We start from the raw sequence: 13,736 nt of genomic DNA, 5'->3' as shown, positions 1-13,736 counted from the left end.
TGGTTTGCTTTTTGGATAAAGGACTTCTAAGGAAGAATGCTACTTCATTACAACAGACTCACGAATGCTTCGATCAATATTGAAATTCGGAGTCTGCTCTTAGTACTAGCCATCATTTTTATTATTAACACGCCGATTAGCTATATTAAGCGAGAGAAAATTGAGGATCATGCACAACAAGTAGATGCGGCATATGAATCATATAAACTTCGTAAGAACTTGATTAGCAGCTACTTAAACTTATCGCATACCATTATTGCTAGTCACTATTTCGGTAATCCCATTCCTTTCGAGAACACTGTTCAACAGTTGCTCGCTGAACAATCACTGTTCAAGAGTATTCGGATAATATCAAATGAGCCTAGTCATCAATTTGCTAACAGTGAAATACCACCTTCTTATAATCACTTCTATAAAAGCCCTTTAAACGCTCAGCATACACAAACTGTTTTCTTCCCCAAAAAAGGCCTTGTCACCAAAATCGCTCCGATTTACCTGGAAAAGAAGCATACGGGCTACCTGCTTATCGATGTAAACGTGAGTGAGATGGTTGCAAACTTCCGTCACAACACAATTTTAATGAATGAAGATGGTTTTGTGTACGGTAGTAGTCATCCCAACATCGCTGCCTTCGATAGCTTAAAAGGGGAATATCAAAGTATTGTCGAGCAACTTTCAAGAACAAGGAGAGAAGCAGGAACGATGAACCTTGGCGAGTTCACCCTGGTTTATAAAAAGGCAGAGCCACTGGGCGAGAAAAAAACGTTCGTCATTCTACTCGTTAATTCAGACACCTTAACCCCAAATTATTTTTACGCATTCTTGTTCCTTGGAGCATTCGCGATAGGTATCTCGTACTACTTATATCTTGTTCGACACGACAAACGTGAGCTAAGCAAGATCACTTATCAAGACGAGCTGTCAGGCTTATATAACCGTCATTACCTCAAGAAAGTTCAAAAACAAACCCTAAAAGAGAATGCTTACTTCGTTGGGATGATTGACATAGACCATTTCAAATTAGTCAATGATACCTATGGACATGATATTGGTGACCAAGTAATTAAACGTGTCTCTGCAATGATAAAGAGTAGGATTCGAATCAGTGATTACGCTTTTAGAGTGGGAGGTGAAGAGTTTGTGGTTATGATAAAAACTGACTCGAAAGAAGTTGCTCACTCCATATTTGAACGAATCAGAAAAGACATTGCTAATACAAATACAGTACCAAAAGTAACGGTTTCTTGTGGCGTTAGCCCAGTAGAGCATTGCCTCCAGCAATCCATTAAATCTGCAGACGCCCTACTATACTTAGCCAAAAACAACGGTAGAAACCAAGTGAAAGATGCCGCTTAGCATCCATCACTCGAACCAACGAATCTACCTGAGAGTGATGACTATCTTAGTTTTTCAAACACAACACTTTGATCTAAATATTCGTGATATTGACTGTAGTCTAGGCCCATATCGAATACATAACGCGTCACCAAATTACGCACACATTCAATGAGCTGTTCAGCCTGCCATGGTTTTTCAAAATAGCGATCTATGCCTGCCGAGTTAATCGCGTTTATGGTATCCGTATGAGTTGCCTGACCAGTGAGTAATACTTTGCGAGTGTGAACAAATCGAGAATCCTTAGATACCTCAGTGAGTAGCTCGACGCCAGTCTTACCCGGCATAACATGATCAGAAATCAGCAATGCAACCATTTCTCCTTCTGCATCAAGTTCGTCCATAAGCTCTAAAACTTCATCTGCTGATTCACAATCTTCAATGTTTAGCCATGTAGTCAGTGGCTGCAAATCTTGTAGGACAGCACTTAAAACCTCACGTTGGTCATCCACGCAAATCAAATTAAGCTTTTCCATGTTCTTCCTCTACAGGTAGTTTGATTCTAAATATGGTGATTTCTTTGTCGCTCTTAACCGCTACCGAACCGTTATAGCCAGCGATGATCCGTTTCACTATTGACAGACCTAAGCCAAGTCCAAACGATAAGCCCCCCTTTTTAGTTGTAAAGTTTGGCTGGAAGATCTTTCGTCTTGTGGCCTCACTGATTTCAGGGCCATTATTTGCAATCGTGACGAGAATACGGTTTTTATTGACTCTGGTTTGTATATCAATTTCCGGAGATTCAGTATCTCTAAGTGCGTCACAAGCATTCTTTAAAATATTGACCCAAATCTGCACTAACTCCGTCTGCGAGCCAACAAATACTGGTAGCTCTGCAGGGCTAAACTTTACTTTCACTCGCCTCAAATCACTTTGCAACAAAGCAAGCGCTCGGTTTATAGAATCATTAATACTCAGAGCCTCATCAAGGTCAATATCAGTTCGACCTAGTTGCTTAACAGACTTAACGATCCCAACGGTGTGCTTGGAAGCCAATCTTAGATCATGAAGATCCCTTCCCATTTGCCAGAAACGAATCGCTTCTTCAGGTCGCTTAAGCCAGTGTTCGTTCAAATAGTCGGTTGGAACCGCACGAGCCAAGTCTCTTGCCAGACCTTTTGGTAAAGCGTACTGCTTTTCAAAATGTCTGCCGCGAGTTCGGGCTTCACTTGACGTCACTCTTTGCCCTTGCATCAAGCCATAATCAAAAAACTGACTCGCTTCAGGATGGATCTCTTCCAGTAGTTCCATAATCACCGTTTCTAAGCGTTCAGACTTACTACTCACTACACCAATTGCGTTATTGAGCTCATGAGCAATGCCTGCTGCCAATTGACCTAATGTAGTCATTTGCTCCGCAGTATGAAGTTTCTGTAGCGCTTTCTCTTTTTCAAGAGCTTCTTGTGTCGCTCGTCGTTGGCGACGTGACAGTTCATTAACGATCACCGGCATAAATTGCGCAGTTAATGGCCCGAACTCCTCTTGAGCGACAACCGGGGTATGCCGTTCAATCCAAGCAAGCTCAACGTCTGATTGCGCAATCACTGTCGACGAAGCTGTCCAAGTACCAGAGAAGAAACTATGAACACCAATAAATGCCCCAACTGACGCTGAAAATACTTGAGTCTGGCTCTTACCATCTTCGGAATAAAAACCAGCGAGTTCTCCGGAAAGTACATAGTAAAGCCTCTCGTTGTAGCCCTCTTGCTCAATCAATATAGAGCCGGAAGCCACCGTTATTCGTCTCTCTATATCACTAAAGTAACGCTCTACTAGAGCATCTAGTTTACTCTCGTACATGAATTACCCGATATGACCCACAGTATGGAGGACCCACACCATTAAGAAACTCAGTAGCACACCAACAACACCCAAAACCACACCAACTCTTGCCATTTGGTTACTCTGAACATGACCAGTTGCGTGCGCTAATGCGTTCGGAGGTGTACTGATTGGCAAAGACATACCTAACGATGCCGCAAAAGTGACGACAAGAATCAACGTAACTTCGCCACCTAATGGTGTCAGTGACGCCATTGAAGTGCCAAGCGCAGCCATAATCGGCATTAACAAGTTTGCCGTGGCAGTGTGAGACATAAAGTTCGCCATCAACAAACATAGGAATGCTGCCCCAAAGAGCACAACGTAAGGAGAGAACTCATCGAATGGAATACTATGAACAACCAGTCTTGCTAAGCCAGTTTTATCAAGCGCTAACCCTAATGCGATACCACCTGACACAAGCCAAAGCACATCCCAAGATATTTTTTTCAAATCTTCTTTATTGATGATTCCCGTCAGAGAGAAAACGGCTACTGGAATCAATGCAACAGTATATGAATTCATTCCATGAGCCGACCCCATCAACCAAAGCAAAATCGTACCCGCGAAAGTGATGTACACAATCATCGCCTTTGGCGTCTTTAGGAACTTACTCTTGATATTCAAGTCGATTGTTGTTTGTTCCGCTTTGTACATAAAGCCTATCAGGAACCAGGCTAGCGCCATCATAATCACAACAAATGGTACACCAAAAACCATCCACTCCCCGAACGTAATCAAGTTGTCTCCAACGAGATATTTCAAAGCAATCGCATTTGGAGGGGTACCAATCGGAGTGCCGATACCACCAATGTTAGCAGCGACAGGAATGCAGAGTGCGAATGCAATGCGCCCAGGATCCTTGGGGCCAAACACTGCAATGACAGGAGTTAAGATTGAGAGCATCATCGCTGTCGTGGCTGTGTTCGACATAAACATTGAGAACACTGCGGTAATGAGCATTAACCCTAGCATGACGTACTTGGGGTTCTGACCAAATGGCTTTAGTAACACGCGCGCTAAGTTGACATCCAGTCGATATTTAGTCGCTGCCATCGCAAGAAAGAAACCACCTAAAAATAGCATGATGATTGGGCTAGCAAACGTCGCCATGATTTCATTGTATTGCAACAATTGACCAAAGTGATCCTGCCCTTCATTTAGCCGAAAGAACACCAGTCCTTTGTTGGACACCAACAGTAGCTCCAACACGATAATGACGACGGAAGTGGCGTAAATAGGAATCGGCTCGAATACCCAACATAGCGCAGCCAACAAGAAAATGGCGATAACTCGTTGCTGGACGATAGTAATACCTTCAAACGGAAATGCCGAGAGAGGCAAAAGTAAAATGATTAACGGAATGACCGTCGGGACGATGTATTTTAGATAAGGGCGCATATACTACTTCTCTTCCTGAGATGATTAGCCTTTCGAATACAGGCGGAGTTCGAACAGTAGAGTGACAACTCTAAACAATCCGAACAGAAATTATGCGCATTACTTGAGGTGCAAAAATTAGTTTTAGATCAATGAAAAATGATTCATAACCAAAAAGTTATCTTATCTGTGTTCAAGCTCACTAAAAGTACGCAAAGCGATAAGCAAACCATTTTCTTAAAGGAAGATACCCAAGTAACCTCAAAATACTGGTTCTAACCTCGGATGCATCAGGCAATAAAAAGCCCAGAACAATGTCTGGGCAGTTGAATCAGATAGCGGTTGCTAAACGTGGTTTGTACAAACAGTGTTCACCATCAGGACGCGTTTTAAAACGACGGTGAAGCCACATGTATTGGCTCGGACTCGCCATGATCGACTTCTCGACAATTTTATTGACGAACACTGCCGCTTGGTCAGGTTCATTTTTAGGAAAACCTTCAACTGGGGCGTGGATCGTTAGCGCATAGTGACCATCACTTTCTCTAACCATAGTGAAGGGAACGATCGCGCAATCGGTAGCATCCACCAGCAAACTCGTACCGGTTGTAGTACATGCACGTTTTACGGCAAATAACGGAGCAAAAGTAGAGCGACGAGTTCCGTAATCATGATCCGGGGCGTACCATACACGCTCCCCAGAATTTAGAGCCTCTAGCATCCCTTTCACATTCTTTCGGTCAATTAACGTTCGGTTAGAGCGAGAGCGCCCTTTGTATTGAAAATAATCAAAGCACGGGTTGTTATTTGGTCGGTAAACACCTGTTCCCGACTTTTTGATCCCAAATGCACGCGCACCGAGTTCCAAGTTCATAGAATGTACGGCCAACATCAGCGCACCTCTTCCCTGCTTTTCAAGCGCCTCTATGTGCTCCATTCCTTTAATAGAGACATGGCTGTTGACTCTAGAGTCTGACCAAAACCAAGCCATTGCGGTTTCAAAAAGTGCAATACCAGTATTGTCGATGTTGTCTTTTAGTATTGCCGCACGCTCTGCTTCGCTCATAGAAGGAAAACACAGCTCAAGATTACGTTTAATGGTCAGTTGGCGTTTTTTCATTAACCGCATAGCTAGACGACCAACACCTCTACCTAACGCTAACTGAACTTTAAATGGAAGTAAGCTCAATAAGTACATGATGCCAATGATAAGCAACGTTCCCCAATAACTTGGAGCAAGAAAAGCAGCCTTAAACTCAGGCTTTTTGTATTTATTCATGAAAGTGTCGCAAGACATAAATGTCTAATAAGTAAACGTTAACAATGATAATCAGTTTGCTTTTTATCATTGGCTGAGCTTATATCAAAAATCAAAGCGCGCGGATTCTATGGTTCTTCGACTCACTACACAATAAAAATCTTTCTAATTTGAGTGGCTGACCGATTTACGCGACAAACCACACATAACTCGCGCACATTATGAGCCTCTGCCCACTATACCCAAGACCTATTATTCCCAAGTGACTTCAAGGTGCAGGATTCAGAGCGTTGTCATTGAGTCCCTGTTTACCGAAAGTAAGCAAGGAAAACAACGCAGTGTAATAGCCAGCTCTTTCCAAGTCGTTTAACGCAGCAATCGGGGCATTCTCGCTGAACCTAGCATCTCGAGGTTGCTTGGGTATAGACATAGCTCTGTACATCGACTGGAGATGTGCTTTGTTTTCTATTCTTATCCGTGTAAAGTCTCGTTTTATTTGCCTTTAACGTTACTCATCTGTCGTAATTGGAATCATAATGAACATCGACACCCTCTTAGCCTTCGGTGGCATTGTCTTTTTCCTCGCTATTGTCCCTGGCCCAAATGCACTATTAATCCTGTTCACAGCACTTACACAAAGCCGTCGTTTTGCTGTTGCTAACATTCTCGGAGTCGCTCTGGGTTTTATGATTCACGCGTTTGTATCCGCAAAAGGTTTGAGCTTACTGCTTTCTCAATCCGCACTGGCATTCAACGTTCTAAAATGGATGGGCGTCGCTTACTTAGTATGGTTGGGGATTAATAACTTAAAAAGCGGTCTCAAGCTGGCAGACCAGAAGTTAAAGCTCGAACGTAAGATTGAAGAGCAGACTCTTAAACAAGCCTTTGTGAAGGGGTTGCTAACCAATCTCCTGAATCCGAAAATCGTTTTGTTCTATCTATCAATCTTCCCTCAGTTTGTGCAACCAGCACATATTTTTGAGCAAAGCATGATATTAGGTGCACTTCAGGCAAGCATTGTCGCAAGCTGGTTTTTGTTTGTGATCTTCTTTGCCACCAAAGTGAAAACGCTGCTGACGTCGTCAAAAACCAGTAAGTGGCTGAACTATGTCAGTGGTGGGTTGTTTATCTTCTTCGGCATTGGTTTAGCCAACACTCGTTTTTAGAGCCTAATGGCAGACATAAAAAGCACGCCCGAGAGCGTGTTTTTATTGCTTTTAAGTTAGCCAAAAATGGCAGCCAACACTAAGATTCCAACAAACAAGACCGCAACTAACCCTAGTAAATACGAGAGCTTTCCGGTTCCCCCTTTTGGCGCTTGATTACAGCATCCCATCATATCCTCCACTTTCTCACATACTCTGATAGCTTTAAACCTAGGCCCTTACCCAAGGGGAGAGTCAAACGTTCATTATGGCTCCTAGCTCTCTCTTCTTTTAGTACCAAATGAATCAATATAAACACTATTGTTAACATACAAATTTTGAATCAAAATTTCGTTTTCCAACCAGAGCAAACGTTTAAATTGATTACAAATAAGCCTCTGACACATCTATTCATTTTTGGGTAAATACATACCATTTTTAGCTATATACCCGCAGATTCTGGCAGCCCTACAATACGCGCGTCTTACTTGTAGCACGCGTGTTCTCCTATTGAGGCACGAGGCTCAATCACTAAAGGTATCGAATGAGCAGTATCGCCAAATCCGCCGTCAAACTCAGTGTCTTTTCTGTCATCATGATTACGGTCACATCCGTCGACAGTATCAGGAACATTCCGGGTGCCGCCTTATTTGGTAGTCACGCCATCTCTTTCTTCCTATTGGCTGGCTTTTGCTTCTTTGTTCCTACGGCGTTGGTATGTGCAGAGCTCAGCACCACCTACCCTCAGCAAGGTGGCGTCTATTTGTGGGGTAAAGAGACCATAGGTCCTAATTTCGGTTTTACAACGGTATGGTATCAATACGCTGAGAATATCGTTTACTACCCTCCGCTCATCTCCTTTATTGTTGCGACGGGTGCGTATCCTTTCTTCCCGGAACTGGCGCAGAACAACATCTTCATGTTGATCATGATTAACGTGATTTTCTGGGCGCTTACCTTGGTGAATATCTTCGGTCTACGTTTGTCTTCACTTATCACTAACGTGTTCGGCACTTTGGGACTTATCTTTCCTATCCTGCTGATCATTGGTTTAGGCGGATACTGGGCGTACACCAATCCAAGTGAATCACATATCTCACTGCGCCATGCGTCAGATTGGTTACCAGACTTTTCTCAAGATGGCATTGGGGCGGGATTTACTGCTGTCGTACTATCATTGACTGGCCTTGAAATTACAACCTCTTACGCGAGTGAAGTCGATAATCCACAAAAGACCTATCCGAAAGCACTTATCGTATCAACAGTGCTGATTTTAGTTTCTCTAACAGCATGTTCACTATCAATTTCTTCCGTAGTATCGAGCGATCATTCAAGCTTGAGTGAAGGGGTCATTCTGGCGTTCAAAGCGTTCTTCGATGATTTGAACATGTCATTCATGCTGCCAGTTATCGCGCTTGCGATAGTCTTTGGTAGCTTAGCGAGTTTGAACAACTGGATCATAGCGCCAACTAAGAGCTTACACGTGGCAGCGAAAGACCACTTTATGCCAATGACATTAGCAAAAGAAAACAAGAACCAAGCGCCGGTGCCACTCCTGCTCTTACAAGGGGCAATTGTAAGCGTCCTTTCTTTGGTGTTTATCTTAGTGCCAAATGTTAACCAAGGCATGTGGCTACTAAACATCCTGATGACCCAACTCTACATGGTGATGTACATCTGCATCTTCGTCTGCTTCTTAGTGTCACGTCGCAAGCATGCAGATATTCAACGCCCATTTCGTGTTCCGGGAGGAAAAGTGGGAATGATGCTGGTGGCTACTCTCGGCTTAGTAAGCTGTTCTGTAACGATTTTTGTGTCGTTTGATGTCCCTGCTGGCATAAGTGCAGAAACTGGTGCATACGCATTGATTCTTGGCTTTATTGCGTTCAGTTTACCTGCCATTGCTGCCGTAATGTACCGTAACCGTCAGCGCCGCCGAGACACACAATTGATTGAAGCCGTAGCAAACTAGCCTAAATACGCAACGATCAAAAAAAGCCAGACTGTGTCTGGCTTTTTTATTGGTAGTACGCTTACTCACCGGTATAAATACAACCTGCAGTACACGTCTCTTTAATTTCTACTTTGCTTAGTAGCGGTAAATTTGGCTTAAGCTGTTGCCAAATCCACTTAGAAAGGACTTCACTTGTTGGGTTTTCAAGACCTTCAATATCATTTAGGTAGTAATGGTCTAGGCGATCATAAATCGGTTTGAACGCAGCTTTAATTTCTGCAAAATCCACAACCCAACCAGTGTGCGGATCAACTTCACCTTCAACGTAAAGGCGAACAAGGAAAGAGTGTCCGTGTAAGCGACCACATTTGTGTCCTTCTGGTACATGAGGAAGGTGATGTGCAGCTTCAAACATGAACTCTTTGTATAGTTCGGTTCTCATTTTGGTTCTCGGGCTTTAAAAAAGACACGCAATACTAAGTAATTCACCCACAAGTAACAAGTGTCGCTTCTGTTAATAAAAACAATGGTAACCAAGCAATCGGTTAGCTGTGTCGTTTTTATAAAGCAGGATGAAGTGTCGCAAATTTGGCACAGCGCCAATCGTTTGATTACATGTTACTCACATCACATTTACATAACCACATTATGTTTATGGTCACAATCATTCGTCAGCCTCATCGCTATACCTTACATAAGCCTCTAAAATTATGGCGTTTATTCCAATAACTTTATAAATATTATGCGCTCAACAATAACATTTAAGCTCTTAGTCGCGTTAATCGCAGTCTTTAGCTGTGTATTAGCTGTGTCTACCGGATACCAGTACTATCAACAAAAATCACTTATTAATGATGTACTGAGCGAACAACTGCATGACAAAGCAAGTAACTATTTTGACAGCCTAAATATGATGATGCTGACGGGCACAATGGTTCAAAAAGAAACATTGCGCCAAAAAGCCCTCGCTCAAGACGGAATCGAACAGGTTCGGGTCTTAAGAGCGGACAGCGTGTCAAAGTTTTATGGGCCAGGCAAAGAGAACCAACTGCCACAAGATGATATCGATCGCCGAGCTTTAGCTGGTGAACTCGTTATTGAGCCGTTTACTGCGGAATGGGGTCAGGGAATGGTGGTGGCTTTACCAATGAAGTCCAGTGAAAATTATCGCGGAACCAACTGTGTAGCCTGCCATATTACTCCTGAGGGTGAAGTGCTTGGTGCGATTCGTCTTGAGTACAACATGAATCATGTGAATTCAATGATCAACAAACAGGCCATGTTTGCGATTGGCATCATGTCCTCTATCGCCTTTATTGGCTTCCTCATTACCATGGGCCTAATCCGCAAAATTATCGTTCGCCCTATCCAAAAGGTTTCACGCTTTATGTCTAACGTGAGCGCAAGTAAAGACCTATCGCAACGCTTGGAGCAGAAACAGAAGGATGAAATGGGGTTACTCTCACAATCTATCGACTCATTTATGGACACCGTTTCCGATAGTTTGGAAAGAGTACAAGATACCTCTCACTCACTTGCAGATTCCGCAAGCAAACTCACAAACGTCGCGCAATCAACCGATGAAGCCGCAGACAACCAGCAAGTAGAAACCAACGAAGTACAAAGCAACATCAATGACATGCTGGATCAACAAGCAAATGTAGAACAAGCGACGGTTGACGCCACAGGGTTAATCAATCATACGGTAGACGTGGCCACACAAAGCGCGACTCAGGCTCATGGCGTGAGTGAAGATATTAAAAATCTAGTCGGCGATATCGATCATGTAAGAGAGAAAATTTCGACGCTCAACCAACAAACTGAAGAAGTTTCCTCAATCCTTGACGTTATCAAAGGCGTGGCGGAACAAACTAACCTCCTTGCACTCAATGCGGCGATTGAAGCAGCACGTGCGGGAGAACAAGGACGTGGCTTTGCCGTTGTCGCGGATGAAGTGCGTAACTTGGCTTCAAGAACAACGGAAGCAACGACTAACATCGAAAATATTATAACTCAGTTCCAACAAGGCAGCTCAGAGTCACTTTCTTCTGTGGATGCGGTTTGTCATCACGCACACCAACGTTCCGTAGATGTTGAAGAGCTATCCAATGCGATGAGAAATGTTGTCAGTGAAATGCATCAAGTTCTTCAACATGCGCAGAATATTCAGCACCAGACACAAGCCACTTCTGAAGTAAGTAAACATATTCAAACTAAAGTCGATACCATAACCAAACACGCTAATGACACATCCGAGTCAGCGACTCTAACGCGAGACATCAGTGTGGATTTAGAACAATTGTCAGACCGACTAGAGCAATTACTTAACCAATTTTGCTTATCTGAAGAGAAAAGTGGACTCAAATGATAAAAATCTAGCCTTCAAAACAATATAAAGGTTGAAGCTGACGATTTGACAGGTAATATGTTCCGTTGAATCTAAAAAATTCTATCCAGCTCAATGCTTCGCTTGTTTTTTAAACAAATCCGTTTTAAGACAACTACTTTTGCAAGCGTTGAGTTGAATTTTTACCTCAATGGAGAATATTGAAAACATGACTTACGCGCCTGTATCAGACGTTTTGAAAGGTCAGCTAGCAGTAGACAGTGAAGTTACTGTTCGTGGCTGGATCCGTTCACGTCGTGATTCCAAAGCTGGAATCTCTTTCCTTGCCATTTACGACGGCTCTTGTTTCGACCCGATTCAGGCCGTGGTCCCTAATAATCTTAATAATTACGAAAACGAAGTGCTTAAGCTAACTACAGGCTGCTCTGTTGAAGTAACTGGTAAGATTGTTGAGTCTCCAGCGGCTGGTCAAGCGTTCGAACTTGCTGCAACTGACGTTAAAGTTGTAGGTTGGGTTGAAGACGCTGACACTTACCCAATGGCAAAAACTCGTCACTCTATCGAGTATCTACGTGAAGTTGCGCACCTACGTCCGCGCACAAACGTAATCGGTGCGGTAGCACGTGTACGTAACTGTCTATCTCAAGCGATTCACCGCTTTTACCACGAGCAAGGTTACTTCTGGGTATCTGCACCACTAATTACAGCTTCTGACGCTGAAGGTGCTGGTGAAATGTTCCGCGTTTCTACGCTAGACATGGAAAACCTACCTCGCACAGACAAAGGCGATGTGGACTACAACGAAGACTTCTTCGGTAAAGAAACTTTCCTAACCGTATCTGGTCAGCTAAACGCTGAAGCTTATGCTTGTGCACTAAGCAAGGTATACACGTTTGGCCCTACTTTCCGTGCTGAAAACTCAAACACAAGCCGCCACCTAGCAGAATTCTGGATGGTTGAGCCTGAAGTGGCGTTTGCAGAACTGGATGACGTAGCGAAACTTGCTGAAGACATGCTGAAATTCGTATTTAAAGCAGTTCTTGCAGAGTGTCGCGATGACCTTGAGTTCTTTGCTCAACGCATCGACAAAGAAGCAATCACTCGTCTAGAGCAATTCGTATCTTCTGACTTTGCACAAGTAGACTACACTGACGCAATCCAGATCCTTCTTGATTCAGGTCGTGAATTCGAATTCCCAGTTGAATGGGGTATCGATATGTCTTCTGAGCACGAGCGTTTCCTTGCGGAAGAGCACTTCAAAGCGCCAGTAATCGTAAAGAACTACCCGAAAGACATCAAAGCATTCTACATGCGTGCTAACGATGACGGTAAGACGGTAGCTGCAATGGACGTACTAGCACCGGGCATCGGTGAGATCATCGGTGGTTCTCAGCGTGAAGAGCGTCTAGAAATCCTTGACGAGCGTATGCGTGAAGTGGGTATCGACCCAGAACACATGAGCTGGTACCGTGACCTACGTAAATACGGCACAGTGCCACACGCAGGCTTTGGTCTAGGCTTTGAGCGTCTAGTATCTTACGTGACTGGTATGGGCAACGTACGTGACGTGATCCCGTTCCCACGTACACCTCGCTCTGCGAACTTCTAATCACTGCTGAGTGATAAAGAATTAAAAAAGACCTCCCTTGTGGAGGTCTTTTATTTTGTAGTAATTACGGTAAATATTGCACGTAATGCTTTGATTATGCGCTTTTAACTATTGGCTCAACTTCACGCTCATGATACTTGCAGATTCTGTTACCTCCACATTGTCATTCTCATCGCTCATAACCGTGTGATGGTAGACACCACCAATCAAAACCGGCTTTTCGAGGTCTTTCTGCTTAATAACCAACGACGTGTTAATCTGATTTGTTGCATGTTTAATCTTGCTTGCTTTAATCACCGAGACATCTAATAGGTAGTCGGGATGAAGCTTCTTCACCGTTCCCGATAAATCGATACGTTCTTTATCATTGTCTACATGAGCTTCAAAATGATCATCAGCTTGGATCTCAGCCGTCAGTTTAGATTGATCATAAATCAAAGTGACGGATTTAGGCTCAACGTCCTGATTAGCAGCGCAACCAAACGTGAACACAGATAACACAAGCAAGATTGAACTCTTCATTCAATTTATTCCTAATTTTAAATGTGACTATTAAGGGTCGTTATCCTCGTCTTTATCTGCATGGGCGGCATACTTAACACCCAATACGCACAAACCAAACATAATAAAAGGGATAACTGCGGCGGTGTACTCAGTCCACGCCATATGAGAGAAAGACTTCGCCAAAATAAGATGTGCAAACACAAGTAAGAATGCACTAAAAATGGCAACGGCGATGAGCCTCAATTCATGTTTTACCAACTGCTTTTTCATTGTCACTCCTCCTTATCGATGACTCTATGGAAGAGTGAAACACAACCTTTCTA

The 13,736-nt window shown here is 43.4% G+C and carries 12 protein-coding genes; 5 read left to right on the top strand and 7 right to left on the bottom strand.

The genetic code is table 11. From position 1 onward, the window contains the following. The first annotated feature begins 36 nt into the window (after positions 1-36). Entirely contained in the window at positions 37-1,356 is a 1,320-nt protein-coding gene (locus J4N37_RS06320; RefSeq protein WP_252041933.1) for a sensor domain-containing diguanylate cyclase, read from the top strand. Between the two features lie 41 nt (positions 1,357-1,397). On the opposite strand, the gene J4N37_RS06315 is transcribed toward J4N37_RS06320, so the two are convergent. From J4N37_RS06315 to J4N37_RS06300, 4 genes are all read right to left on the bottom strand, one after another. Further along, entirely contained in the window at positions 1,398-1,871 is a 474-nt protein-coding gene (locus tag J4N37_RS06315) for a response regulator (protein ID WP_038887363.1), read from the bottom strand. Further along, on the bottom strand, positions 1,858-3,195 hold the full coding sequence (locus J4N37_RS06310) for a sensor histidine kinase (RefSeq protein ID WP_252041932.1): 1,338 nt from the start codon (positions 3,193-3,195) through the stop codon (positions 1,858-1,860). Before J4N37_RS06310 ends, J4N37_RS06315 begins: the two co-directional genes overlap by 14 nt. 3 nt (positions 3,196-3,198) lie before the next feature. Continuing rightward, a complete protein-coding gene (locus J4N37_RS06305) occupies positions 3,199-4,617 on the bottom strand; it encodes an SLC13 family permease (RefSeq protein ID WP_010447677.1) in 1,419 nt (472 codons plus the stop codon). Between the two features lie 310 nt (positions 4,618-4,927). Then, complete coding sequence (locus tag J4N37_RS06300) at positions 4,928-5,875, bottom strand: LpxL/LpxP family Kdo(2)-lipid IV(A) lauroyl/palmitoleoyl acyltransferase (RefSeq protein ID WP_252041930.1); 948 nt, start codon at positions 5,873-5,875, stop codon at positions 4,928-4,930. Positions 5,876-6,390: 515 nt separating this feature from the next. Between J4N37_RS06300 and J4N37_RS06295 the strand changes: the two genes are divergently transcribed. Both J4N37_RS06295 and J4N37_RS06290 read left to right on the top strand, forming a co-directional pair. After that, complete coding sequence (locus J4N37_RS06295; RefSeq protein WP_252041929.1) at positions 6,391-7,020, top strand: LysE family translocator; 630 nt, start codon at positions 6,391-6,393, stop codon at positions 7,018-7,020. A gap of 523 nt (positions 7,021-7,543) precedes the next feature. Next, complete coding sequence (locus tag J4N37_RS06290) at positions 7,544-8,971, top strand: APC family permease (protein WP_252041928.1); 1,428 nt, start codon at positions 7,544-7,546, stop codon at positions 8,969-8,971. A 61-nt stretch (positions 8,972-9,032) separates the two neighbouring features. On the opposite strand, the gene queD is transcribed toward J4N37_RS06290, so the two are convergent. Beyond that, the gene (queD, locus tag J4N37_RS06285) at positions 9,033-9,395 is read right to left on the bottom strand and encodes a 6-carboxytetrahydropterin synthase QueD (RefSeq protein WP_010447667.1); all 363 of its coding nucleotides are present in this window, start codon (positions 9,393-9,395) and stop codon (positions 9,033-9,035) included. Positions 9,396-9,695: 300 nt separating this feature from the next. Here queD and J4N37_RS06280 point away from each other — a divergent pair, with 300 nt between their 5' ends. Both J4N37_RS06280 and asnS read left to right on the top strand, forming a co-directional pair. Then, positions 9,696-11,321 carry a methyl-accepting chemotaxis protein gene (locus J4N37_RS06280; RefSeq protein WP_252041927.1) on the top strand — a complete coding sequence of 542 codons (1,626 nt, stop codon included), beginning with the start codon at positions 9,696-9,698 and terminating at the stop codon, positions 11,319-11,321. 187 nt (positions 11,322-11,508) lie between these two features. Next, positions 11,509-12,909: an asparagine--tRNA ligase gene (asnS, locus tag J4N37_RS06275; protein WP_045387711.1), complete on the top strand. Its 1,401-nt coding sequence runs from the start codon at positions 11,509-11,511 to the stop codon at positions 12,907-12,909. A 108-nt stretch (positions 12,910-13,017) separates the two neighbouring features. Here asnS and J4N37_RS06270 read toward each other — a convergent pair whose 3' ends face one another. After that, positions 13,018-13,431 carry a hypothetical protein gene (locus tag J4N37_RS06270; RefSeq protein WP_038887355.1) on the bottom strand — a complete coding sequence of 138 codons (414 nt, stop codon included), beginning with the start codon at positions 13,429-13,431 and terminating at the stop codon, positions 13,018-13,020. 30 nt (positions 13,432-13,461) lie between these two features. Continuing rightward, the gene (locus J4N37_RS06265) at positions 13,462-13,683 is read right to left on the bottom strand and encodes a hypothetical protein (RefSeq protein WP_010447660.1); all 222 of its coding nucleotides are present in this window, start codon (positions 13,681-13,683) and stop codon (positions 13,462-13,464) included. Positions 13,684-13,736: the final 53 nt, after the last annotated feature.

Origin of the sequence: Vibrio sp. SCSIO 43153, assembly GCF_023716625.1 — a bacterium.
In the GTDB taxonomy this organism is placed as follows: Bacteria; Pseudomonadota; Gammaproteobacteria; order Enterobacterales; family Vibrionaceae; genus Vibrio; species Vibrio rotiferianus.
The sequence above is the reverse complement of the archived record's forward strand: the minus strand, read 5'-3'. Positions and strand labels throughout refer to the sequence as shown.

Bases quoted from the DNA above. Each gene is read 5' to 3' on its own strand.
- J4N37_RS06320 (WP_252041933.1), top strand. From the start codon at position 37: ATGCTACTTCATTACAACAGACTCACGAATGCTTCGATCAATATTGAA.
- J4N37_RS06315 (WP_038887363.1), bottom strand. From the start codon at position 1,871: ATGGAAAAGCTTAATTTGATTTGCGTGGATGACCAACGTGAGGTTTTA.
- J4N37_RS06310 (WP_252041932.1), bottom strand. From the start codon at position 3,195: ATGTACGAGAGTAAACTAGATGCTCTAGTAGAGCGTTACTTTAGTGAT.
- J4N37_RS06305 (WP_010447677.1), bottom strand. From the start codon at position 4,617: ATGCGCCCTTATCTAAAATACATCGTCCCGACGGTCATTCCGTTAATC.
- J4N37_RS06300 (WP_252041930.1), bottom strand. From the start codon at position 5,875: ATGAATAAATACAAAAAGCCTGAGTTTAAGGCTGCTTTTCTTGCTCCA.
- J4N37_RS06295 (WP_252041929.1), top strand. From the start codon at position 6,391: ATGAACATCGACACCCTCTTAGCCTTCGGTGGCATTGTCTTTTTCCTC.
- J4N37_RS06290 (WP_252041928.1), top strand. From the start codon at position 7,544: ATGAGCAGTATCGCCAAATCCGCCGTCAAACTCAGTGTCTTTTCTGTC.
- queD (WP_010447667.1), bottom strand. From the start codon at position 9,395: ATGAGAACCGAACTATACAAAGAGTTCATGTTTGAAGCTGCACATCAC.
- J4N37_RS06280 (WP_252041927.1), top strand. From the start codon at position 9,696: ATGCGCTCAACAATAACATTTAAGCTCTTAGTCGCGTTAATCGCAGTC.
- asnS (WP_045387711.1), top strand. From the start codon at position 11,509: ATGACTTACGCGCCTGTATCAGACGTTTTGAAAGGTCAGCTAGCAGTA.
- J4N37_RS06270 (WP_038887355.1), bottom strand. From the start codon at position 13,431: ATGAAGAGTTCAATCTTGCTTGTGTTATCTGTGTTCACGTTTGGTTGC.
- J4N37_RS06265 (WP_010447660.1), bottom strand. From the start codon at position 13,683: ATGAAAAAGCAGTTGGTAAAACATGAATTGAGGCTCATCGCCGTTGCC.